The sequence below is a fragment of the Streptomyces sp. NPDC037410 genome, from assembly GCF_055602235.1.
Genome location: NZ_JBVJWR010000001.1, coordinates 399,672 through 420,206, shown reverse-complemented (window position 1 = coordinate 420,206; position 20,535 = coordinate 399,672). Strand labels below are relative to the sequence as shown.

The window sequence follows — 20,535 nt, the reverse complement described above, 5'->3', positions numbered from 1 at the left end:
GCCACCACGCCCCCCCCCCCCCCCCGCCCACCCCCCCCCCCCCCCCCCCCCCCCACCCCCCCCCCCCCCCCCCCCCCCCCCCCCCCGGTGCCGTTCGGGTTCCGGCCCCAGCCGCCGGTTCAGGCCGCCCGGGGGCCGTTCGGGGGACACGTAGGATTCACGGGTGAGTGAGAGCCCCCGGCCGCAGGCCGCCGCGCGTGTCAGTGTCGTCGTCATCGCGTACAACGACGCGGCCCACGTCGGCGACGCCGTCCGTTCCGCGCTCGCGCAGGGCGAGGCGGTCGGCGAGGTCCTCGTCGTCGACGACGCCTCCGGGGACGACACGCCCGGGGTCCTCGCCGGGTTCGCCGACGAGCCGCGGGTGCGCCCGCTGATCCGCCGGGAGAACAGCGGCGGCTGCGGCACCCCCCGCAACGACGGCATCGACGCCGCGGTCCACCCGTACGTCCTCTTCCTCGACAGCGACGACCTGCTGCTGCCCGGTGCCGTCGACGGGCTCCTCGCCGTCGCCGACGAGCAGAACGCCGACGTCGTCGCGGGGATCTGCGTGCGGCGCGAGCTCCCCGAGGGCCGCGAGACCGTCTGGGCGGCCTCGCTGTACGACGCGTCCCGGGGCGCCACGCTCCCCGGCACCGTCCTCGACGGCATCGAGAAGCACCCGGAGTTCGTCCTCGACACCCTCTCGGTCAACAAGCTCTACCGCCGGGACTTCCTCGACCGGCACGCCATCCGCTTCCCCGACGGCGCCTTCCACTACGAGGACTTCGTCTTCAGCGCCCGCGTGCAGGCCGCCGCCCCCCGGCTCGCCGTCACCGACGTGCCCGTGTACGTGTGGCACGTGCGGCGGCAGGCCGCGGCCCTGTCGATCTCGCTGCGCCGCGCCTCCCTGGCCAACTGGGAGCACCGGATCGCCGCGCACGCCGCCGTCGTCGACGTCTTCCGCACGGCGGGCCGCCCCGCGCTGGTCCGCGCCGCGCAGACGAAGTTCCTCGACTACGACCTCCCCATGTACCTGCGCGAGCTGCCGCAGCGGACCGCCGCCTACCGGGCCGACTGGTGGACGGCGACCCGCGCGCACCTGGCCGGCTTCGAGGCGGACGCGGTCGCCGACGCGCAGGCCCCGGGCCGCTGGCTGCACGCCGGGCTCGCCGCCCTCCCCGCCGTGCCCGGGGGGCGGGAGCTGACCCGGTTCGTCGAGTTGGCCGCGCCCCTGCCCCGCCTTGTGCCGCCGTACCCGCGCGGCGAGGACGGCGCGCCGGTCCTGGCGGCCGCGCCCGCCGACGTACCCCTGGAAGGTCTCGCGGAGCTCGCGCCCGCGGAGCTGCCCCTGGCCGTGGACGGGGCCGTCACCGTCGGCGCGTCGACCCGGCTGACCCTGACCGTCCACGAGCTCTACGGGCGTGTCGCCGCGCTGCGCCCCACCGCCGTCCGCGTGTCGTTCACGGAGCGGGTCTCGGCGGACGAGCTGTCGGCGGACGCGCCGCTGCTCCCCGTGGAGGACGGCTGGACGGCGACCGTGTCGCTGCCGACCGCGAAGCTGCTCCGCGCGGGCCGCCTCGCCGCCTGGTCGGTCCGCGCCGAGCTGCGGTACGCGGACGGCTCGACCGGAGAGGCCGAGGTCAGGGCCCCGCAGGGCTTCGTAGGACGGCGCGGGATGGTCCTCGGGCGACTGGGCCGGGTGCTGCTCGTCCAGGTCGTGGCCTCGGCGCGCCGCGGGCTCGTCCTGCGCTTCGCGGGCGGCGCCGTCGGCGCACGTCAGGTGATGTCCGGCCGGTTCAAGAGGCTGTTCGCGGCGCGGTGACCGGGCGGTGATCGACGCCGTGATCGAGGCGCGCCGAGGCCGTGACCGATGCCGCACCGAGGCCGCACCGATGCCGCACCGAGGCCGTGACCGAGGCCGCGCCGAGGCCGTGATCGGGCGCTGATCACGCGGTGATCACGGGGTGAACGATGCGGTGAACATCACCGAAGGTCCGGGAGAGCAGGTATGAAACAATTCCTCCTGCCGGGTAGTCTTTCCGGTCGCCGGGTGGCGCTCGTCGAACATGAGGGGGGCGGCACCCTTCACCAATGAAGGCAGTAGCGCGCCATTGACCATGGCGCAGGCAGTGCTGCGCCTGGCCGGAACGCGTGCCATGTGTCGCCGCCCGCACTTGTGAGAGGACTTGGATGCCGACTAGCGACGTCCCTGATGTGAGCGTCGTCATCATCGTGTACAACGATGAGGAACGGCTCCCGCGAGCGGTCCGGTCCGTGCTCGACCAGACCCTCAACAACCTCGAAGTGATCATCGCCGACGACTGTTCGACCGATGGCACCGAGCGTGTCGCGCGTTCTCTGGAGGCCTCCGACCCGCGGGTGCGCTACGTGCGCCTGGAGCAGAACAGCGGCGGCTGCAGCGCGCCCCGCAACCGCGGCATCGCGGTCGCCCGCGCCCCGCACGTCATGTTCCTGGACAGCGACGACGAGCTGCCCCGCCACGCCTGCAAGAGCCTGCTCCTCGTCGCCGAGGAGACCGGGGTCGACTTCGTCACCGGTGAGGTGACCCGACTCTTCGAGGAGTCGAACACCACCGGCCTGTGGTACCCGCACCTCTTCACCGAGAAGCGCGTCGTCGACGGCATCGCCGAGGCCCCCGAGTACTTCTTCGACCACCTGTCGACGAACAAGCTCTACCGGACCGCCTTCATCCGGGACAACGCCCTCACCTTCCCCGAGGGCATCCACTACGAGGACCAGCTGTTCTCCGCGCAGGCCTTCTCGCTCGCGGAGTCCTTCGCCGTCGTCCCGTGGTCGGTCTACACCTGGCGCCTCGCGCCGGAGAGCGTCTCCATCTCCTCCAGCCGCCACAAGATCCAGAACGTCGCGGACCGCATCGGCGTGGCCCGGCTCATCGACACCTGGTTCGAGGAGACCGGCCGCGCGGGCCTGCGCGCCGAGAAGGACTACAAGTTCCTCCGCCACGACTTCCGTCTGTACCTGGGCGACCTGGTCTTCCGTGACCTCGCCTGGATCGCCGAGTTCGCCGACGTGGTGATCCCGTACCTGGACGAGATCTCCGACGAGACCTACGCCCGGCTCTCCCGCGAGGAGCGCGTCTGCATCCACCTGCTGCGCACCGGCCGCCTGGAGGACCTCCAGATCGCCGCCCGCCAGCTGGGCCGGCCGCAGCTCGCCCCGCGCTTCATGACGGAGGAGGGCGAGACCACCTACTGGGGTGCCGTCGCCCCCGCCGACGACGCGAGCCGCGACGCGCTGGACATCAGCGAGTGGTACATGCGCGAGCAGGTGCTCGCCACCGGCCGCGTCCGGCACGAGCTGACCTCCGTGTCGATGCGGGGCCCGGTCCTGCACCTGGAGATCCACACGTACGACCCGGCCGGCCTGATCACCGAGGACACCAAGGCCTCGGTCAAGCTCGCCGCGCACAAGACGCCGCTCACGGTGCCGCTGACGCTGCGCCCGCAGGGCGAGGGACAGTACGTCTCCAAGGCCGAGGTCGACCTCCGCAAGGTGCCCGTCGGCAAGGTCGGCGTGGCGACCCGCCGCCACCCGGTGGTCGCCCTGGAGCGCGACGGCGGCCAGCGCACGGACATCCTGCTGGCCAAGCACGACCAGCCGGACTTCCGCGCCACCGTCACGTACCACCGGTTCGGCATCCACCACCTCCGCATCAAGGCGGAGCAGAAGGGCGCCGGACGCCTCGAGGTGACCTGGCAGCGGTCCGGCGTCCTGAAGTCGCTCGAACCGCTCGGCCCCGTCGCCCGCAAGGCCAAGGGCAAGGTCGGCAAGGTCAGGAAGATCCTCGTCGGCAACGAGGGCAAGGCCAGCGCGTACGACGCCGTGTCCAAGCTCCCGCGCCGCAAGCGCCAGCTCGCCGTGTTCGAGGCCCTCGAGGGCCGCGGCTACGCCGACAGCCCGCGCTACATCTACGAGGAGCTCAAGCGCCGCAACCTCCCGATCGACGTGGTCTGGTCGTACTCCGGCGACCGCTCGTCCTTCCCGAAGGACGTCACCCTCGTCAAGCGCGGCAGCTTCGCGTACGGACGCGCGCTGGCCCGCGCCAGCTTCTGGGTCGACTCGCACAACCTGCCGTACCTGTACCCGAAGCCGAAGGGCACCCGGTACCTCCAGACCTGGCACGGCCAGACCTTCAAGGCCATGGGCTTCGACGTGCCCTCGCTGCGCGGCGCCTCGGAGATCGAGAAGGGCCGCTTCCGCGCCGCCGTCGGCCGCTGGGACGCCCTCGTCTGCCCGAGCGCCGAGTTCGAGCGGACCTTCGTCCCGGCCTTCGAGGTCTCGGCCGACCTGATCCGCTCCGGCTACCCGCGCAACGACGTGCTGGTGCGCTGGGCAGAGCCCGAGCAGCAGGCCAGGGCCGCCGCCGTCCGCGAGGCCCTGAACATCCCGGCCGACAAGAAGGTCCTGCTGTACGCCCCGACGTTCCGTGACGCGGCCCGCCGCACCGGACAGTCGGTGCGGGTGGACCTGGAGGCGCTGGCCCCGCACCTCTCCGACCAGTGGATCATCGTCGTGCGGACCCACCCGTACGACCGGTTCAAGATCGCTCCGGAGCTGGGCCACTTCCTGCGCGACGGCTCCTCCTACGCCGACATCAACGACGTGATGCTGGCCTCGGACGCGGTCCTCACGGACTACTCGTCGCTGATGTTCGACTACGCCAACACCGGCCGCCCGATCATCCTCTACACGGACGACTACGAGGCGTACAAGGGCGGCGACCGCGGCACGTACTACGACCTCGAAGAGATCGCGCCCGGCCCGATGGTGACGACCACCGAGGACCTCGCCGCCGCCGTGCGGGACCTGGAGGGCACCCAGGAGCGCCACGCCCAGCGGTACGCGCGCTTCCAGGAAATGTTCTGCTCGTACGAGACCGGCCACGCCAGCAAGATGGTGGTCGATGCTTTTTTCGAAGGCGGCACCCATGACTGAGGCCTCCCCTGTCCGCAACGTGTTCTTCGTCGGCATCGACGTCGACTCGATGGGTGGATCCCAGCGGGTGCTGCACACCCTCGCCCAGGGCATGGGGGAGCGCGGTCACCGCGTCGAGCTGATCGGCATCCGGCCGAGCCCCGAGCCGTTCCCGTACAACGCCACCCGCTCGTACGGACACACGACGCTCTACCCGGCCCCCTCCGAGCCCAAGCCGCCCGTCCGCACGGTCGGCGACCGGATCAGCCTGGCGCGGCGCGCCGACGCCCGCCGCGCCCGGGCCGACCGCGACAGCGCGCGGGCCGAGTTCGAGCGGAAGCTGGCCGAGGTCGAGGACGGCTACATCGTCTTCGGCTCGCCGTGGGCGGTCGACTGGGTCATGCCGCTGAAGTGGCGTCACCTCAAGGCCATCGGGCAGTACCACGAGTCCTTCGCGCAGGCCAAGCGGAGCGCCAACCTGGGCCTGATCCGCCGTCACTACCCGGAGCTCGAGCAGACCCTGGTGCTCTCCGAGGGCGACGCGGTCGAGTTCGTCAACCAGCGCGTGCCGAACGTGCGCGTCATGCCGAACCCGCTGCCGTTCTTCCCGGACGAGCTGGCCCCGCTCGACACCCGCAAGATCGGCGCCGTCGGCCGGCTCGACCCGATCAAGCGGTACGACCGCATGATCGAGGCCTTCGCGCAGGCCCACCAGGGCCGCGAGGGCTGGGAGCTGCACCTCTTCGGCGAGGGCCCGCTGGAGACCGAGCTCCGGATGCGCGCCGAGGACCTCGGCGTCGCCGACCAGGTCGTCTTCCGCGGCACGGCGCAGGACATGGCCGCCGCCTACCGCGAGCTGTCCGTCGTCGCGATCAGCAGTGAGCGCGAGGGCCGCCCGATGGCGCTGGCCGAGGCCGCCGCCTGCGGTGTGCCGTGCGTGAGCTTCGACGTCTCTGGCGGTGTCCGGGAGCTCGTCGCGGACGGCGTCTCCGGCACCCTGGTGCCGCCGGCCGACGTGCCGGGGCTCGCCGCCGCGCTCGGCGAGCTGATGGACGACGACGCGATGCGCCACCGGTACGGCAAGGCCGGCCGCGAGCACGTCGCGCACCTGGCGCTGCCGCACGTCCTCGACCAGTGGGACGCGGCGTTCGAGGAGATCGAGCGCTAGAGACCGCAGGCATCGAAGCCCCGCCCGACCCCGTGTCAGGGCGGGGCTTCGGCGTGTCCGGGGCCACTTCCGCGGCCTCCGGAGGGCCCTGAGCCTGTGGCTACACTGTCGGAATGACCTGGCTCATCACCGGCGGCGCCGGTTACATCGGTTCCCACGTCGTCAAAGCAATGACCGAGGGCGGCGAGCGTGTCGTCGTGCTGGACGACCTCAGCACCGGCAACCCGGCGCGCGTCCCCGAGGGCATCGTCCTGGAGCAGGGCACGGTCCTGGACCGCGCGTTCCTCGATCGGGTGCTGCGCGAGCACCAGATCACGGGCATCGTCCACCTCGCCGGCAAGAAGCAGGTCGGCGAGTCGGTCGAGAAGCCGCTGTTCTACTACCACGAGAACGTGACGGGTCTGCAGACGATCCTCGACGCGGCGGCCTCGGCCGGCGTGAAGAGCTTCCTCTTCTCCTCCTCCGCCTCCGTCTACGGCATGCCCGACGTCGACCTCGTCACCGAGGACACCGAGTGCCTGCCGCTCAGCCCGTACGGCGAGACGAAGCTCGTCGGCGAGTGGATGGCCCGCGCCGTCGGCCAGGCCCACGGCCTGTCCACCGCCTGCCTGCGGTACTTCAACGTGGCGGGCGCGGCGGCCCCCGAGCTCGCCGACACCGGCGTGTTCAACCTGGTGCCGATGGTCTTCGAGCGCCTCGACGCCGGTGAGTCCCCGCGCATCTTCGGCGACGACTACCCGACGCCGGACGGCACCTGCATCCGCGACTACATCCACGTCGCCGACATCGCGAGCGCCCACCTCGCCGCGGCCCGCTCGCTCGCCGCGGCGGCCGGGCGCGGCGAGACGGCCGCGCTGACCCTGAACATCGGGCGCGGCGAGGGCGTGTCGGTGCGCGAGATGGTCAACCTCATCAACGAGGTCACCGGCCACAGCGTCGAGCCCGTCGTGACCCCGCGCCGTCCGGGCGACCCGGCCCGCGTGGTGGCCTCGGCCGAGCGCATCGAGGCGGAGCTGGACTGGAAGGCGGAGCACGACGTCCGCTCCATGATCAGCTCGGCCTGGGAGGGCTGGGGCGCCAACCGCGCGGCCCGCGCGGCCGTCTGACCCGCACGTTCGGCGGAAGCGGGGTGCCCCCTTGGGGGGTACCCCGCTTCGGCGTGCCCGGGGTTCCGTGGCCGGGGTTTCGTGCGCGGGTTCCGCGGCCGGGGATCGTGGCCGGGGTTCGACGGCCGGGGGCGGTGCCTGGGGTTCGTGCCGGGGTTTGACGGCCGGGGTCGGTGCCCGGGTTTCGTGCCCGGGTTGGCCGGGTTGCGTGGCAAGGCCCTTTCAGGGCCGGTGGATGCGGCGTACGCCGTAGTACGTGGCCGTGCACTGCGCCGCCCAGTCCCGCTCGTACGAGGACGCGAAGAGGGGTTCGGTGAGGCCGCCGATGAGGAGCGGCTTGTACGCGACGTCACGGGCGCCCGCCGCCACCTCGCGCCGGATCCGGGCGTTCTGACGGTCCCACGCCACGGAGCGCACCACCGTGCTCGTGGTCAGCGCCTGCACCGGCTGTACCAGGGCGGCCGCACTGCCCACGGCGACCGTGCCGACCGCCACCAGGACGGCGACGCGTCCGGCGGGACGCGCGCCCCCCGAGAGCCGCCGCCCCACGGCGTACCCGCCCCACGCCCCGTACGCGCAGAGGGCGAGCAGCAGCGGGAGCAGGAAGCTGGTCCAGGTGCGGGCGTAGGTCCAGCCGACGTCCCCGTATCCGCTGCGCAGCCCGAAGACGACGGCCAGTCCGGCGAGGCCGATCAGCGGCAGCGGCAGCAGCACCGCCACGAGGAAGAGACCGCGTCGGGGGAGCCCAGGGGCTCTCTCGTCTCGGGAGCCGGAAGCCTCCAGGGGGCCGGAGGCGAGCGCCAGGCCGAGCAGCGCGCCGGCGGCGGCGGCCCCCAGGTACGCCCACTGGCCGCCGATCGTCTGCCACAGGCTCCACCAGTCGTGGAAGGTCTCGCCGACGCTCGCGGCCGACAGCGGCTCCGCCGGGTGCTGGGCCCGCCGCCAGCGCGCTCCGGGGGAGGTGTAGAGAAGGGCGAGGCCGGTGACGAGCCCGAGGCAGGCCGCAGCGCACCAGGTGGACACGTACCGGTCCCGGGCCCAGCCGAACCGGGGCAGACAGAGGACCCCCACGGTGGCCGAGAACAATCCGGCCACCAGGGCGAACGGTTCGCTCAGCATGCCGAGCGCCACCCCGGTCAGGAGCGCCGCCCCCACCGCCGCGGCCCTGGCCCACCGCACCCCGCCGCGCGCCGCGCGGACCGCGCCGAGCACGGTCCAGACGCCGATCACGGCCGGCAGGGTGTGGGAGATCGTCGCCGGAGCCCAGAGCAGCACCTGGTACGAGCGGGTGCCGGCGAAGAACAGCAGCGCCGAGACGAGCGCCGCGGCGGCCGCGAGCAGCACGGCGGGCGGCGCGGTCCGGCGCAGCGAGCGCAGCGCGGTGCGGGCGAGGAGGAACAGGCCGACGCCCAGCGTGAGGATCAGGAAGGCGGGCAGCAGCTTCGGGCCCCGCATGCCGTCGGAGTAGAGGAGACCGGTGACGAAGGCGTTGGTGACGCGCCCGTTCTGGGTGCGGTAGAAGTCCGAGGTGATCCCCAGGACCCCCATGTCCCGGGCCTTCCACAGGGCACACCAGTCGTCCGACGTGGGGCGTACGTAGACGCCGAGGAAGGCGCCGACCGAGAGCAGCGCCCCCGCGGCGGTGGCGACGACGAGCGCGATCCAGGGCGGCACCCGCCGCAGACCGTCCCCGGGTTCGGCCGCGTCCTTCGTGTCCTCCGTCTCCATGTGAGTGTCACCGTGTTCCGAGATGGTCGTCCTGCTCAACGGTCTTCGCTCCAGCCGGCCAGAGTCGTGGCGTGTCACCCCTACGGGTGACAAATGGGTAAAAATGCCACGTCTACCAATATCTTCCCCACATGCTTTGCTCCGTGGACGACATGCCGACCGGGGGCGGTCACCCGGGCGACGCCGAGCGGTCACCGCCCCGTCGTACCGTGGCCGCGCTGCTCGAAGGAGAGTCCGGTGGCGGTCCTTCCAGTCCTTCAGGACGTCCTCTCGCCCATCCCTCTGGAGTGACCGTTCCATGACCAGGCTTTCCGTCGTCGTCCCCTGCTTCAACGAGGAAGACGTCGTCGAGCGTTTCGACACGCGGATGCGACAGGTGCTCGACGCACTTCCGGTCGGATACGAGATCTGCTACGTCGACGACGGAAGCTCCGACGGAACGCTCGGCAAACTGCGCGAGATCGCCGCCCGGTACCCGCAGCACACCCAGTACGCCTCCTTCAGCCGCAACTTCGGCAAGGAGGCCGCCATGCTCGCCGGCCTGCGCAAATCCACCGGAGACGCGGTCGTCATCATGGACGCCGACCTCCAGCACCCGCCCGAGCTGCTCGCGCGCATGCTCGACCTCTACCACCAGGGCCACGACCAGGTGATGGCGCGGCGCACCCGCGAGGGCGACAAGAAGGTCCGTACGGCGCTCAGCCGTATGTACTACCGGGCCGTCAACCGCTGGGTCGACGTCGAACTCACCGACGGCGTCGGCGACTTCCGTCTGCTGTCCCGGCCCGCCGTCGACGCCCTGCTGTCGCTGCCCGAGTACAACCGCTTCTCCAAGGGCCTCTTCTCCTGGATCGGCTTCGACGCCGTCACCTTCGACTACCAGAACGCCGCGCGCGAGGGCGGTGAGACGAAGTGGAAGTTCAGCTCCCTGCTCAACTACGGCATGGACGGGCTGATCTCCTTCAACAACCGTCCGCTGCGCATCGCCCTCTGGCTCGGCATGATGCTCACCGGCCTCGCCGGCCTGTACGCCGTCTGGGTGACCGTCGCCGCGATCACGCAGGGCGTCACCGCACCCGGCTACGTCACCCTGGTCGCGATCATCGCGGGGCTCGGGGGCGTGCAGATGGTGATGCTCGGACTGATCGGCGAGTACATCGGCCGCATCTACTACGAGACCAAGCGCCGCCCGCACTTCCTCGTGAAGGAGACCCACCGCTCCTTCGACCGCGCGGCCGCCGAGCGCGCCGCCGCCGAACGGATCCGCGTCGTGACCGCCGAGCGGGAGCGCTGATGGGGCAGGGCCGGGAGGCCGACGGCTCGGGTGCGCGAAGCGCTGCCGACGCGCGCAGTGCTCACGGCGCACAGGGCACGTCCGGAACGGCGAGCGCTTCTGGCACGGCGAGTGCTTCGGGTGCCCCGGGTTCTTCCGGTGCCCCGAGTGCTTCCGGCGCCCCGAGTTCTTCCGGTGCCCCGAGTTCTTCCAGTGCGCGGCGGGCTCGGCTCGCCGAGATCTTCCGCTTCGCCCTGGTCGGCGGCGTCAACACCGGGACGTTCTTCGGCTGTTACCTGCTCCTGCACCCCTGGATGCCGTACTTCGCCGCGTACTCCCTCGCCTTCCTCCTCAGCATGATCGGCTCCTTCTTCCTCAACACCTACTTCACCTACCGCACCCGCCCGACCTGGAAGAAGTTCGCCCTCTTCCCGCTCACCAACGTCACCAACTACCTGGTGCAGAGCGTCGGTCTCTACGCCCTCGTCATCTGGGCCGGAATGGACGACAGGATCGCGCCACTCGTCGCGGCCGTCGTCGCGATCCCGTTCACCTACCTGATCTCCCAGCGGATCCTGGTGCCCCGCGGCCCCGGCCGCCCCGCCGCGTCCGGTCCAGGGAGCGAAACGGACGAGCGGCAGCCCTCCCGGCTCGCGTAGATTGCCTGACAGCCGCGGCGGGGAGCACGCGGCGCGTGGGACAGCCGAGTGAGGACGACGCAGGTGGCGACGCAGGTGACGGGACACGTGACGGGTCAGACGGACGTGGCGAGGCAGTACGTGACGGAGGCCCGCAGGATCGTCGTCAAGGTCGGCTCGTCCTCGCTCACCACCGCCTCCGGAGGCCTCGACGCCGACCGCGTCGACGCCCTCGTCGACGTCCTCGCCAAGGTCCGCAGCGGCGGCGAGCGGGAGATCGTCCTCGTCTCCTCCGGCGCCATCGCCGCGGGACTCGCACCGCTCGGCCTCACCCGCCGCCCCAAGGACCTCGCCCGCCAGCAGGCCGCCGCCAGCGTCGGCCAGGGCCTCCTCGTCGCCCGCTACACCGCCTCCTTCGCCCGCTACGGCGTCCGCGTCGGCCAGGTCCTCCTCACCACCGACGACACCAGCCGGCGCGCCCACTACCGCAACGCGTACCGGACCCTGGACCAGCTCCTCGCCATGGGCGCGCTGCCCATCGTCAACGAGAACGACACCGTCGCCACGGACGAGATCCGCTTCGGCGACAACGACCGGCTCGCCGCCCTCGTCGCCCACCTCGTCCGCGCCGACCTGCTCGTCCTGCTCTCCGACGTCGACGGGCTCTACGACGGAGACCCGTCCAAGCCCGGCACCTCGCGGATCGCGCAGGTCACAGGACCCGAGGACATCGCCCACGTCGAGATCGGCTCCGCGGGCAAGGCGGGCGTCGGCACCGGCGGCATGGTCACCAAGGTCGAGGCCGCCCGGATCGCCGCCGCCGCCGGCATCCCCGTGGTCCTCACCTCCGCGAGCCGCGCCGCCGACGCCCTCGCCGGCCGGGACACCGGCACGTACTTCCAGCGCACCGGCCGCCGCTCCGCCGACCGGCTGCTCTGGCTCGCCCACGCCTCCACCCCGCAGGGCCACCTCAGCCTCGACGACGGAGCCGTACGGGCCGTCGTCGAAGGCAAGAAGTCCCTGCTCGCGGCCGGCATCGCGGCCGTCGAGGGCGACTTCGTGGCCGGCGACCCCGTCGAGCTCCGCGACACCTCCGGCCGGGCCGTCGCCCGCGGCCTCGTCAACTTCGACGCCAAGGAGCTGCCCCGGATGCTCGGCCGCTCCACCCACGAACTGGCCAAGGACCTCGGACCCGAGTACGAGCGCGAGGTCGTCCACCGCGACGACCTGGTCGTCATCCGCTGACGGGGCCGACGCCGAAACGGCTGAAAGTCTGGCCATCCGGAAGGGACGTTCACCAAAACCGCCCCAAGTACCGCCTCGGGCTGGTCAACTTTGTCTCGGGGGTAAGACAAGGCGGGGTACAGCACCACACGCATCACACAGGAGGCCGCCGGTGAGACGAGCGCGCCCAGGGGCACCGCCCCGCGGGACTGCCGAACGCGCCCTGACCAGTGTCGAGGCCGGAGCCGACTTCGACGAGGCACGGGACAGGTCGGACAGCTCGGACCTGCCCACGGACAGGAAGACCGAGACCAGCACCGAGACACGTGAGGAACGGCCGGTGTCCAAGCTCTGGCACATCACTCTGAGTGTGTCGGGCGTGGAGTCACCGCTGAAGGAGGTACGACGCGGGCTCGAACAGCTGGCCCATGACCACCCCTTCCTGCTGACCAGCCGCTACGCCAACGACCACGCCGAGATCCGGTACTGGGAGGAGGCCCGCGACCTGCACGACGCGGCGGCCGTCGCCCTGCGCCTGTGGGGCGAGCACCGCCAGACCGCCAAGCTGCCGCCCTGGGAGATCGTGGGGCTCGAGGTCATCGACCGCGAGACCTACCACCAGCGCATCGCGGAGGGCTACGGCCCACCCCCGGCCGCCCCGGTCGGCGTCCACCCCTACTGACGGGCGCGCGTCCCCGGCCGATGGGCGCGCGTCCCTGGCCGGCGGGTGCGAGTCCCTGGCTGGCGGGTGCGCGCCTCCGGTCGGCGGGTGCGCGCCTCCGGTCGGCAGGCGTGTGTCTCCGGCCGGCGGGTGCGCGTCCCTGGCCGATGGGCGTGCGGGCCCGGCCGATGAGCGCGCGTCGCTGGCCGGCGGGTGCGTCTCCGGCCGACGGGTGCGTGTCTGCGGCCGACAGGCCCGCGTCTCCGGCCGACGGGTGCGCGTCTGCGGCCGAGAGGTCCGCGTCTCCGGCCGACGGGTGCGCGTCTCCTGGCCGGGGCGTGCTTCGGAGGCGGTGGTACGTCTCGGAGTGCGGGATACGTGAGGGATGTCCGCAGGGGTGCCAGTACCCTGCGGACATGACCTCGCTCACGCCCCTCGACAACCTCTCCCCGGTCACCCGGGCCGCCTACCGGGCCCGTGGCGCCGCCGCCGAAATCGCGCCACTCCCGCGCGCGGCCAAGGACGACGCGCTCCTCGCGATCGCGGACGCCCTCGAAGTCCGCACCGCGGAGATCGTCGAAGCCAACGCCGTGGACATCGCGAAGGCCCGCGAAGCCGGGACCAGCGAGGCCATCATCGACCGGCTGACCCTCACCCCGGAGCGCGTCCGCGCCATCGCGGCCGACGTCCGCGACGTCGCCGCGCTGCCCGACCCCGTCGGCGAGGTCGTCCGCGGCTCCACCCTCCCCAACGGCATCGACCTGCGCCAGATCCGCGTCCCGCTCGGCGTCGTCGGCATCATCTACGAGGCCCGCCCCAACGTCACCGTCGACGCCGCCGCCCTCTGCCTCAAGTCCGGCAACGCCGTCCTGCTCCGCGGCTCCTCCTCCGCGTACGCCTCCAACACCGCCCTGGTGACCGTCCTGCGCGACGCCATCGGCGGCGCCGGACTGCCCGCCGACGCGATCCAGCTCGTCCCCGGCGAGTCCCGCGACTCGGTCCGCGAGCTGATGCGCGCCCGCGGTCTCGTCGACGTCCTCATCCCGCGCGGTGGCGCCTCCCTCATCCGCACCGTCGTCGAGGAGTCCACCGTCCCGGTCATCGAGACCGGCACCGGAAACTGCCACGTCTACGTCGACGCCCAGACCGACCTCGACATGGCCGTCGACATCCTGATCAACTCCAAGGCCTCGCGGGTCAGCGTCTGCAACGCCGCCGAGACCCTCCTCGTCCACCAGGACGTCGCCGAGGCCTTCGTGCCCAAGGCCCTCGCCGCCCTCGCCGAGGCCGGCGTCACCGTCCACGCCGACGAGCGGGTCCTCGCCCTCGCCGAGGGCTCCAAGGCCACCGTCGTCCCGGCCGTACCCGAGGACTGGGAGACCGAGTACCTCTCGTACGACATCGCCGCCGCCGTCGTCGACTCCCTCGACAAGGCCGTCGAGCACATCCGGATGTGGTCCTCCGGCCACACCGAGGCGATCGTCACCACCTCGCAGGCCGCGGCCCGCCGTTTCACCCAGCTGGTCGACTCCACCACGGTCGCCGTGAACGCCTCCACCCGGTTCACGGACGGCGGCCAGTTCGGCTTCGGCGCCGAGATCGGCATCTCCACCCAGAAGCTGCACGCCCGGGGCCCCATGGGCCTTCCCGAGCTGACCTCGACCAAGTACATCGTCACCGGTGACGGTCACGTGCGGTAACACCTCCTTTCGGTACGGGCGGGGACGGGCAGGGAGACTTCGCACTCTCCCTGCCCAAAACCACCTCGCGGGTCTACTCTGAATCCGTGCCGGACGACGTGGGGGGCAAGCCGTTCCAGGACGGCGGGGACCCCGAGGACGCAGTCGACCGCGGCGGCAACGACGCGGTCTGGGCCGACGTGGTCTTCGACGAGGACTTCGTCAGGGCCGCCGCCTTCCACGAGCCCACCGCGGTCGAGCGGCTCCTCGAAGCCGCCCAGGCCCGTGCCGAGGCCGAGGCGGCCCGCGCCCGCGCGGGCGGCGGATCCGTCGACGACGACCCCTACGAGGACGGCCCGGACGCCCTGGGCCTGACCTACGAGCCCGACGACATCGGCGACGACGCCAGCCCCTACGGCCGCCACGGCGGGGCCCTGCGCCCCTACCGGGGCCGCGCCCGCTGGCTCCGGCCCGTCGCCTGGGTCCTCGCCCTCGTCATGGGCGTCGGCATGGTCGCCCTGGCGTTCAGCGCCGTCTACCGGGGCGCGGCCGCCAACCACGAGGACCAGGTCCCGCCACCGGCCACCACGGGCGTCGACACCCCGAACCCGAACCCCGCCCCACCGGCCGCCCAGGCCCCCGCACCCGCCCCCGTGGCCCGGTCGGCGTCACCTCGTTAGGCGCCCCGCACCCTCCCCCGTGGCCCGGGCGGCGTCACCTCGTTAGGCGCCCCGCGCCCCTCTGTCACACCCGTACGGCGGAATTCTTCCGAACTTGTCTCCGGGCGTTTACCGAAGCCCGCGCGGACCTACCCTGAAGGTATGGCAGGGCGTGGCGACCCGCCTGAGGGGACGCCCGAGGGGTTCCCCGGCGGTGGTGAGGACGAGTACCGATCCGTCGTCTTCGACGAGGCGTTCATCCGCGCTGCCCACCTTCAGGAGTTCTCGGCCCGGGAGCGGATGGGCGAGCACGCCCAGGCCGTCCGCAGCCGCTCCTCCTGGGAGACGCGGAGCGGCTCCCGCCAGGCGGTCCTGCTGGTGCTGCTGATCCTCCTCGCCTTCGGCACCGCCATCTACCTGGGCGTCCGCAACCCGTACCAGCCCCCGGTCGACCAGCGGGCCGAGCCCCTCAAGACCACGGTCGTCCCGCTCGCCCCCCAGGGCGCCGTCCCGGGCGGCACGCCCGACCGCCTCTTCGCCCACAGCCCGGCCGCCGAGTACCGCACCGGGGCCGCCGGCATCAACCTGCCCGTCGCCGCGCGCACCTCCCACTTCGCCGAGAGCCAGGTCGTCAGCGGCCTGAGCATCGCCAAGGAGTACCTGGTCGCCTCCGGCCTGGAGCCGGACGTCCTGTCCGGGGCGACCGTCCGGCCCGCGCGCCTGCTGCTCGACCCGGACCAGCTGGAACAGTTCGACCGGAGCGTCGAGTCCCCGGCCGACGACGGCCGGCACGCCCTCGCGGGCTGGCTCATCCGCTTCGACCCCCATCAGGTGGCCCTCGCGGAGCCCGCCGCCCGTGTGCAGGGCACGCTCCGCTTCGAGGAGACCGGCCCCGACACATTGGACGTCACTGCGGACCACACGTACACCTACGCCCTCCGCCCGGTCGCCCAGGGCGCCGGCCCCGTCGCCGCGGCCTCCCTCTTCACGGTCCACCGCGTGGTGCACTTCCGCTTCGACCGCGAAGACCTCCGCATGCACCGGGCCGAGCTGCTGACCAGCACCGTGGAGGCCGGACCGCAGGCGTGCGGCGCCGACACGACCGGCTCCTTGAAGCCGCTCCTGGCGGGAGCGCGGGCCTCCGACGTGAGCGACGGCCCGGCGGTCACCGACCCGTACGCCACCGCCCGCCCCGCCGCCCCCGCCCTGTGCGGAGCATTGTCCCCGAGCGCCTTGCCCACACTCTGAGCGTCGCCGGGACCTGCCCGCGGATCAGCCCTCGCCCTGGACCTCTGGACCGCCCCTGGATCAGCCCCGGCTCGGCCTTCGTGGCTCAGCCGGCCTTCCGGCCGTCCCCGGCTCAGCCCTCGCTCTTGGTCTCCCCGGACTCGCCGCCCGTCTCCCGGTCCCCGCTCTCGCCCGCGGCTCCCTCGCCGCCGGAGGCCTGGCCGCCGAACCGGTTGCGCAGCCGACCGCCCAGGTCGCCCGCCAGGTCACCGGCGCCGCCGGCTATGTCCCCGACCAGCTTCAGCAGGGGATCCTTGCTGGTCCGCACCGTGTCGGCGTAGTGCCCGGCCGACTCGCGGAAGGAGTCCGTGACCGAGGTGTCCTTGTCCTCGGAGCGCTTCGGGTAGTGCCCGTCCATGATCCGCTGGAAGTCGCGGCTCTCCGACCACTTCTTCAGCTCCGCCGCCCGGACGGTCGTGAAGGGGTGCGAGCGCGGCAGCACGTTGAGGATCTTCAGGACCGAGTCCCGCAGGTCCCCGGCCTTCTCGTACTCGTCGGCCTGGGCGAGGAACGCGTCCACGTTCATCTCGTGCAGGTGGTTGCCGCCGGCGATCTTCATCAGGCCGCGCATGGAGGCCCGCACGTCCTGGCCGACGAGGAGGCCGGCCCGGTCGGCGGAGAGCTCCGACTTGCGGAACCACTCGCGCAGCGCCGTGACGATGGCCGTGATCGCGACCGTCCCCAGCGGGATCCAGGCGATCTTGAGCGCGAGGTTGGTGAGGAACAGCAGCACCGTGCGGTACACGGAGTGCCCGGAGAGCGCGTGCCCGACCTCGTGGCCGACGACCGCCCGCATCTCCTCCTCGTCGAGGAGCTCCACCAGACCGGTGGTGACCACGATGATCGGCTCGTCGAGGCCGATGCACATCGCGTTGGGCTTGGGGTCCTGGACGACGTACATCGGCGGGACCTTCTCCAGGTCCAGGATGTAACAGGCGTCCCTGAGCATGTCGTTGAGGTGGATGAACTGCGCGTCGCTCACCCGGACGGAGTCCGAGAGGTAGAGGAGTCGCAGGCTGCGCTCCGGCAGCAGTCCGCTGAGTGCCTTGAAGGCCGTGTCGAAGCCGCTGAGCTTCCGCAGCGCCACAAGGGCGGAGCGGTCGGCCGGATGCTCGTAGGCCCGCGAGGAGATGCCGGGGAACCGCTTGCGCTGCCTGCTCGGCACGTTCCCCTGGTCGTTCCCGGTCATGGATGCCCCCTGTTCGTACGAGTCGGTGCTCGTCCCCCTGACTGAACCCAGCGTAGGCGCTGGCGCTACCGTGTGCCGGGGGCCCTGTGGATAACTTGGGCACCGAGGACGACCGAAGGGCACGACCGACATGCCGGACACCGCCGACACCGCAGCCGCGCTGCTCGCGGCCGCCGCACAGCAGGGGCCGGGAGACACGCTCCGCATCCTGCTGCTCGTCTCGATCGTGGGCGGAGCCCTGCTCGCCTGGTTCCTGCTGCGGGGGTATCGCAACGACGGCACCGACGACACCGGTGCTGGTGGCGGCGCGGACCGCGACGCCAACGCCTGAGTCGGCGTGAGCGCTCGGCGACCGCCCGCATACGATGTGCGCGAAGTCTCCGCTCCCATCCCCGATCGATAGGTCTGCCGACGATGAGTCTCCACAGCACCGCCGCCCACCTGGTCACCCTCGCCGAGGGTGCCGAGCACGGCGGCAACCACGACAGCCTCAGCCCCTACCTCACCGGCTTCGGTGCCTTCGGCACCCTGCTTCTGCTGCTGTGGATCACCACCCGCTTCAACCGCGACCGCTGAACCTCCAGACCGCTGATCCGGCGTCCGCCGCCGTGCCAGTAGGCTCTGCACGCATGGGAGAGCAGGAAATGCCTACTGGCGGGCGCGCGAAGCGCCGACTCGGCGTGATGGGCGGAACCTTCGACCCGATCCACCACGGACACCTGGTGGCGGCCAGCGAGGTCGCCGCCCTGTTCCACCTCGACGAGGTGGTGTTCGTGCCGACCGGGGAGCCGTGGCAGAAGACCCACAAGGTCGTCTCGGCGGCCGAGGACCGTTATCTGATGACGGTCATCGCCACGGCGTCCAACCCGCAGTTCTCCGTGAGCCGGATCGACATCGACCGCGGCGGCGCGACGTACACCATCGACACCCTGCGGGACCTCGCGTCTCTCAACAGCGACTCGGACCTGTTCTTCATCACCGGGGCCGACGCGCTGTCACAGATCCTCACCTGGCGCGACGCCGAGGAGCTCTTCTCGCTCGCCCACTTCATCGGCGTCACCCGGCCGGGCCACGACCTCACCGACGACGGACTGCCCAAGGGCGGGGTGTCGCTCGTCGAGATCCCCGCGCTCGCCATCTCCTCCACCGACTGCAGGGCGAGGGTCGCGCAGGGCGATCCCGTCTGGTACCTGGTCCCGGACGGCGTGGTGCGCTACATCGACAAGCGCCAGCTGTACCGCGGCAAGTGACGTTCGGGGAGGGGCACCGGTGACCGATCAGCAGCACCCGTACGACCCGTACTATCCGCAGCCGCAGATCATCGGCTACGACCAGTACGGGCAGCCGGTGTACCAGCAGCCGCAGGCACAGCAGCAGGCGCCCGCACAGCACTACGACCCGTACGGCGGGCAGCAGCAGCAGCCGCAGCAGGCGTACGGCTACGACCCGTACGCCCAGCAGGCCCCCGCCCAGGAGCCGGTCCAGGCCCCGCAGTACGACCCCTACGGGCAGCAGGGCTACGCCTACCCGTCCTACGACACCGGCCAGCAGTGGGCAGTCCAGCCCGAGCCCGCCCCCGCCGCGCCTGCGCAGGCCCCCGTCCAGGCCGCGCCGGCGGCCCCCGCGGCGCAGCCCGCCCCGGTCGCGGCGCCCGCCGGGGTCCCCGGCCAGCGCCCCGCGTCCGAGCGGTCCGCCCCGCCGCGGCGGGACGAGGACGACCGCGCGTACCGCACGGAGCAGTTCTCGTTCATCGAGGAGCCCGACGAGGACTCCGAGGACGTCATCGACTGGCTCAAGTTCACCGAGAGCCGCTCCGAGCGGCGCGAGGAGGCCAGGCGGCGCGGCCGCAACCGGGTCATCGCGCTCGTCGTCGTCCTCGTGCTCGCCGTCGCCGGCGGCGTCGGCTACCTCTGGTCCGCGGGCCTGCTCCCCGGCTCGTCCGACCCGGAGCAGAAGGCGGGGAACACCGCGACCGGCCCGCAGCAGCGCGACACGATCGTCGTCCACCTCCACGACCTCAAGCGCGGCACCACCTCCACCGCCCTGCTCGTGGACAACACCACCACCCGCCAGGGCACCACGGTCCTCGTGCCGAACTCCGTCGTCGTCGCCGACGAGGAGGGCGCCGCGACCACCCTCGGGAAGTCCGTCGAGGCGGACGGCTCCAGCGGCACCAGGGAGGCGATCGGCAACCTGCTCGGGGCGAAGATCGCCGGCACCTGGCGGCTCGACACCCCGTACCTGGAGAACCTCGTCGAGTCCGTCAGCGGCATCGAGATCGACACCGACACGGACGTCCCCGACACCAAGAAGGGCGCCGATCCGCTCGTCCGGAAGGGCGAGAAGCAGACGCTGAACGGCCGCGCCGCCGTCGCCTACGCCACCTACAGGGCGCCCGGCGAGGCCGAGGCCAAGCAGCTCCAGCGCTTCGGCGCGGTCATGTACGGGGTGCTGCGCAAGTTCTCCAGCGACCCCGAGGCGGCCACGGTCACCATCGAGACCCTCCAGCAGATCCTCGACCCCTCGCTCCCGGAGAAGGACCTCGCCGCCTCCCTGGCCAAGCTCGCCGAGCACGCCAAGATCGGCGACTACAAGACGGCCCTGCTCCCGGTGGGGCAGGACGGCGCGCTGACCGAGGGCGTGAGCGACAGCGTGGTGAAGGACATCCTGGGCGGCAAGGTCACCGCACCCGAGGCGGACGACGTGCCCCGGGTCTCGGTGCGGGACGGTTCCGGCAAGAAGGCCGCGGAGGCGGCCCGGATCGCCCTGATCAACGGCGGCTTCACCTTCGTGGGCGGCGCCGACGCCGAGAACCGGCAGGAATCGCAGGTCCTCTACGGCGACGACGCCCAGAAGGAGACGGCGGTCGAGGTGTCCAAGACCCTGGGGCTGCCCGCCTCCTCGGTCGCCAAGGGCAAGCCCTCGGGAACGATCGCGGTCACCGTGGTCCTGGGCCAGGACTACAAGGTCCCGGGGGCCCGGTAAGGG

The 20,535-nt window shown here is 72.2% G+C and carries 17 protein-coding genes; 15 read left to right on the top strand and 2 right to left on the bottom strand.

The window, feature by feature from the left end; genetic code table 11:
* Positions 1 to 163 precede the first annotated feature (163 nt).
* From ACZ7HT_RS01975 to galE, 4 genes are all read left to right on the top strand, one after another.
* Positions 164 to 1,801 (top strand): glycosyltransferase family 2 protein, encoded by a 1,638-nt coding sequence (locus ACZ7HT_RS01975; protein ID WP_471158712.1) that lies wholly within the window; start codon positions 164 to 166, stop codon positions 1,799 to 1,801.
* 368 nt (positions 1,802 to 2,169) lie between these two features.
* Positions 2,170 to 4,956: a bifunctional glycosyltransferase/CDP-glycerol:glycerophosphate glycerophosphotransferase gene (locus ACZ7HT_RS01970; protein WP_471158710.1), complete on the top strand. Its 2,787-nt coding sequence runs from the start codon at positions 2,170 to 2,172 to the stop codon at positions 4,954 to 4,956.
* The gene (locus tag ACZ7HT_RS01965) at positions 4,949 to 6,103 is read left to right on the top strand and encodes a glycosyltransferase (protein ID WP_471158708.1); all 1,155 of its coding nucleotides are present in this window, start codon (positions 4,949 to 4,951) and stop codon (positions 6,101 to 6,103) included. The genes ACZ7HT_RS01970 and ACZ7HT_RS01965 overlap by 8 nt, the downstream gene beginning before the upstream one ends.
* A 113-nt stretch (positions 6,104 to 6,216) precedes the next feature.
* Complete coding sequence (galE, locus tag ACZ7HT_RS01960; RefSeq protein WP_471158706.1) at positions 6,217 to 7,209, top strand: UDP-glucose 4-epimerase GalE; 993 nt, start codon at positions 6,217 to 6,219, stop codon at positions 7,207 to 7,209.
* A 222-nt stretch (positions 7,210 to 7,431) separates the two neighbouring features.
* Here galE and ACZ7HT_RS01955 read toward each other — a convergent pair whose 3' ends face one another.
* Complete coding sequence (locus tag ACZ7HT_RS01955) at positions 7,432 to 8,937, bottom strand: hypothetical protein (protein WP_471158704.1); 1,506 nt, start codon at positions 8,935 to 8,937, stop codon at positions 7,432 to 7,434.
* 298 nt (positions 8,938 to 9,235) lie between these two features.
* Between ACZ7HT_RS01955 and ACZ7HT_RS01950 the strand changes: the two genes are divergently transcribed.
* The 7 genes from ACZ7HT_RS01950 to ACZ7HT_RS01920 all read left to right on the top strand — a co-directional run bounded on the left by ACZ7HT_RS01950 (position 9,236) and on the right by ACZ7HT_RS01920 (position 16,319).
* The gene (locus ACZ7HT_RS01950; protein WP_471158702.1) at positions 9,236 to 10,231 is read left to right on the top strand and encodes a glycosyltransferase family 2 protein; all 996 of its coding nucleotides are present in this window, start codon (positions 9,236 to 9,238) and stop codon (positions 10,229 to 10,231) included.
* Positions 10,232 to 10,449: 218 nt separating this feature from the next.
* On the top strand, positions 10,450 to 10,869 hold the full coding sequence (locus tag ACZ7HT_RS01945) for a GtrA family protein (RefSeq protein ID WP_471159038.1): 420 nt from the start codon (positions 10,450 to 10,452) through the stop codon (positions 10,867 to 10,869).
* A 120-nt stretch (positions 10,870 to 10,989) separates the two neighbouring features.
* Positions 10,990 to 12,093 (top strand): glutamate 5-kinase, encoded by a 1,104-nt coding sequence (proB, locus tag ACZ7HT_RS01940; RefSeq protein WP_471159036.1) that lies wholly within the window; start codon positions 10,990 to 10,992, stop codon positions 12,091 to 12,093.
* Positions 12,094 to 12,244: 151 nt separating this feature from the next.
* Positions 12,245 to 12,754: a hypothetical protein gene (locus ACZ7HT_RS01935; protein WP_471158700.1), complete on the top strand. Its 510-nt coding sequence runs from the start codon at positions 12,245 to 12,247 to the stop codon at positions 12,752 to 12,754.
* A gap of 395 nt (positions 12,755 to 13,149) precedes the next feature.
* The gene (locus ACZ7HT_RS01930; protein ID WP_471158698.1) at positions 13,150 to 14,433 is read left to right on the top strand and encodes a glutamate-5-semialdehyde dehydrogenase; all 1,284 of its coding nucleotides are present in this window, start codon (positions 13,150 to 13,152) and stop codon (positions 14,431 to 14,433) included.
* 86 nt (positions 14,434 to 14,519) lie between these two features.
* On the top strand, positions 14,520 to 15,092 hold the full coding sequence (locus ACZ7HT_RS01925) for an SCO2584 family spore wall biosynthesis protein (protein WP_471158696.1): 573 nt from the start codon (positions 14,520 to 14,522) through the stop codon (positions 15,090 to 15,092).
* 141 nt (positions 15,093 to 15,233) lie between these two features.
* On the top strand, positions 15,234 to 16,319 hold the full coding sequence (locus tag ACZ7HT_RS01920; RefSeq protein WP_471158694.1) for an SCO2583 family membrane protein: 1,086 nt from the start codon (positions 15,234 to 15,236) through the stop codon (positions 16,317 to 16,319).
* A 112-nt stretch (positions 16,320 to 16,431) separates the two neighbouring features.
* On the opposite strand, the gene ACZ7HT_RS01915 is transcribed toward ACZ7HT_RS01920, so the two are convergent.
* Complete coding sequence (locus tag ACZ7HT_RS01915) at positions 16,432 to 17,547, bottom strand: M48 family metallopeptidase (protein ID WP_471158692.1); 1,116 nt, start codon at positions 17,545 to 17,547, stop codon at positions 16,432 to 16,434.
* Between the two features lie 130 nt (positions 17,548 to 17,677).
* On the opposite strand from ACZ7HT_RS01915, the gene ACZ7HT_RS01910 reads away from it, so the two are divergent.
* The 4 genes from ACZ7HT_RS01910 (at position 17,678) to ACZ7HT_RS01895 (ending at position 20,532) form a co-directional block, all read left to right on the top strand.
* Entirely contained in the window at positions 17,678 to 17,878 is a 201-nt protein-coding gene (locus ACZ7HT_RS01910) for a hypothetical protein (protein ID WP_471159059.1), read from the top strand.
* 83 nt (positions 17,879 to 17,961) lie between these two features.
* On the top strand, positions 17,962 to 18,123 hold the full coding sequence (locus tag ACZ7HT_RS01905) for a hypothetical protein (protein ID WP_376590514.1): 162 nt from the start codon (positions 17,962 to 17,964) through the stop codon (positions 18,121 to 18,123).
* Between the two features lie 53 nt (positions 18,124 to 18,176).
* Positions 18,177 to 18,797: a nicotinate-nucleotide adenylyltransferase gene (gene nadD, locus ACZ7HT_RS01900; RefSeq protein WP_471158690.1), complete on the top strand. Its 621-nt coding sequence runs from the start codon at positions 18,177 to 18,179 to the stop codon at positions 18,795 to 18,797.
* 19 nt (positions 18,798 to 18,816) lie between these two features.
* Complete coding sequence (locus ACZ7HT_RS01895) at positions 18,817 to 20,532, top strand: LCP family protein (protein WP_471158688.1); 1,716 nt, start codon at positions 18,817 to 18,819, stop codon at positions 20,530 to 20,532.
* Positions 20,533 to 20,535: the final 3 nt, after the last annotated feature.

What these genes read in the sequence shown, in the direction of transcription:
- ACZ7HT_RS01915 (WP_471158692.1), bottom strand. Translation starts at nt 17,547, where the DNA reads ATGACCGGGAACGACCAGGGGAACGTGCCGAGCAGGCAGCGCAAGCGG.
- ACZ7HT_RS01950 (WP_471158702.1), top strand. Translation starts at nt 9,236, where the DNA reads ATGACCAGGCTTTCCGTCGTCGTCCCCTGCTTCAACGAGGAAGACGTC.
- ACZ7HT_RS01910 (WP_471159059.1), top strand. Translation starts at nt 17,678, where the DNA reads ATGCCGGACACCGCCGACACCGCAGCCGCGCTGCTCGCGGCCGCCGCA.
- ACZ7HT_RS01920 (WP_471158694.1), top strand. Translation starts at nt 15,234, where the DNA reads ATGGCAGGGCGTGGCGACCCGCCTGAGGGGACGCCCGAGGGGTTCCCC.
- nadD (WP_471158690.1), top strand. Translation starts at nt 18,177, where the DNA reads ATGGGAGAGCAGGAAATGCCTACTGGCGGGCGCGCGAAGCGCCGACTC.
- ACZ7HT_RS01930 (WP_471158698.1), top strand. Translation starts at nt 13,150, where the DNA reads ATGACCTCGCTCACGCCCCTCGACAACCTCTCCCCGGTCACCCGGGCC.
- galE (WP_471158706.1), top strand. Translation starts at nt 6,217, where the DNA reads ATGACCTGGCTCATCACCGGCGGCGCCGGTTACATCGGTTCCCACGTC.
- ACZ7HT_RS01905 (WP_376590514.1), top strand. Translation starts at nt 17,962, where the DNA reads ATGAGTCTCCACAGCACCGCCGCCCACCTGGTCACCCTCGCCGAGGGT.
- ACZ7HT_RS01970 (WP_471158710.1), top strand. Translation starts at nt 2,170, where the DNA reads ATGCCGACTAGCGACGTCCCTGATGTGAGCGTCGTCATCATCGTGTAC.
- ACZ7HT_RS01955 (WP_471158704.1), bottom strand. Translation starts at nt 8,937, where the DNA reads ATGGAGACGGAGGACACGAAGGACGCGGCCGAACCCGGGGACGGTCTG.
- ACZ7HT_RS01965 (WP_471158708.1), top strand. Translation starts at nt 4,949, where the DNA reads ATGACTGAGGCCTCCCCTGTCCGCAACGTGTTCTTCGTCGGCATCGAC.